1 protein-coding gene is annotated in these 1588 nt (G+C 39.9%); it reads right to left on the bottom strand.

All coding sequences use genetic code 11. From position 1 onward, the window contains the following. Positions 1 to 1588 (bottom strand): glycoside hydrolase family 65 protein (locus tag ACY65O_RS01255; RefSeq protein ID WP_462219031.1); only part of this gene is annotated, 1588 nt, incomplete at both ends.

Genomic DNA, 1588 nt, shown 5'->3' with positions numbered 1-1588 from the left:
TAAATTTACATCGGCCTGTTTAATACCTTCGCCGCTATATGCAGCATGTTCGCTGGTGGTTCCATCAGGCATTTTTAAAATGGGGATATTGTTAGCAACATTCATCCAATCAGCATCGGCAGCAACACCTAAAATTTTTGCAGCTTCTGTTGCATACTTTAAGTTAGCCTTGGCGGCAGCGTTAGTAAAGGCATTGTTGTCAACATTCTCGGCCCACTCATCTGCAGCCACTACATTTTTTATATCATATTTTCCGGGGCCATTTCTTTCTACCCGGCTTGCCCAAAAATCCGCAGTGCTTTGTAAGATGGGCCAGCCTTTTTCTCTTAACCAATTTTTATCCTGTGTTACACAATAATAATTCCATGCGGCAATACCCACGCATGCAGTAATATGATGTTCGAACGGACCGCTTAATGCCCACACGGGAGTTTCTTCCACACCAGTTTCTGCACTCTCCCATGGAAACATGGCGCCTTTATATCCTTTACCAAATGCATTTCTTTTTGCAGCTTCCAATCTTTGGTAACGGTATTCCATCATACTCTTTGCCAGCTCAGGATGTAATTGAAGTATGGAAGGAAACATCCATAATTCGGTATCCCAAAACACATGGCCGTTATAACCCAATCCGCTTAATCCCATTGGGCTTGGACTGTTGGCTGTTCCTTCTCTTACAAAAGAATATAAATGATACAACATGCTGTGTACATCCTGCTGACTTTGTGCATCGCCTTCAATTGTTATATCACTCTTCCATAATTCCTTCCATGCATTGTTATGCATTTCAATCAATCGGTCTCTGCCCTGTAATTTTGCAAAAATAGTTAAGCGTTCCGCTTCGTTCAGCGGATCATCGTGATGTGCAGATGTTATTGAAGAACCAACAATGGAATACCGATATATTTCTCCGGCTTTTAATTTTTTTGTGAATTTCATCAGGTGCATATTGTTATCCCACATTTCGTGTATTACTCTCGGTTCGCTGCCATGTGCTTCGCTAAAAATAAATGCGTTGCTGGCACACATCAGTAATTTTCCGGTAGGGCTTTTTGCTGTAGAAGTTAATAAACTAATTGTTGTATGCGGCCTGTCAATTTCGTTGTAATAATTTTGTACCTCTTTTAAAGCATCAGGCGCTTCCATTTGCGAAGCACTGCCGAGATTGAAATCTTTTTTTGCGGTCACTGTTATATCCATCAAAACAGAATAAGGCAACTGCCGCAATGCATAATAAGTATAGCTGATGGTTGCCACATCTTTATAATTAAACGAAGTAGTAAAATTTGCAGTTTGCATATTTAAACCCTGCTGCATATTGCTTACATCCGCATTGCTCAATCTTCTGCCATCAACCTCCATATACATATTTAAAAGATTGAAACTTTTTAAAAAATTACTCACCCTTCCTCTTCCGTACAAATCATAAGCACCAGCTAGCACCACATCTTTTACTTTAAAAGCCTCTGGGCTGCTTACAATGCCAATCATACCGTTGGCAACAGTTACACCATAATAATTTTTTGAGTCAATATTGGAAGCTGTTATTTTCCAGGCATCCTGTGCAAAAGAAACAGCATAAAAAATA

It is taken from the genome of Ferruginibacter sp. (assembly GCF_031430955.1).
Classification (GTDB): Bacteria; Bacteroidota; Bacteroidia; order Chitinophagales; family Chitinophagaceae; genus Ferruginibacter.
Note: the sequence above shows the minus strand (reverse complement) of the source record. Positions and strands in the feature narration are given on the sequence as shown.